A 257-nucleotide genomic window follows, 5' to 3' on the forward strand; every position below is an offset into this window, starting at 1 on the left:
GTGAGTTTTACGCACATAGCGCAGGCCTGAAACTCGATTTCCGCGCGGCGCGACCTGCGGCATCCCCGCGCGATGTCTTCTGTTCGTATGATTGTTCTCGTGCTTGGCCTGGGCCAGGCGGTGGCCTTCGCCTCCAGCTATTATCTTCTGGGCGTCATGGCCGATCCTGCGGCGGCGGCGCTGGGGATCGGCACAGGACCGGTGTTTCTGGCGCTTTCCGGCGCCTTTCTGGTCTCCGCCGTCCTGACGCCTTATGC

1 protein-coding gene is annotated in these 257 nt (G+C 63.4%); it reads left to right on the plus strand.

The genetic code is table 11. The annotated features are described in order from the left end of the window. Nucleotides 1-72: 72 nt before the first annotated feature. Nucleotides 73-257 (plus strand): hypothetical protein (locus tag ACM0OZ_RS49355; protein ID WP_414590237.1); only part of this gene is annotated, 185 nt, incomplete at its 3' end.

It is taken from the genome of Scytonema sp. PCC 10023 (assembly GCF_963920835.1).
Lineage (GTDB): Bacteria > Cyanobacteriota > Cyanobacteriia > Cyanobacteriales > Nostocaceae > Kalymmatonema.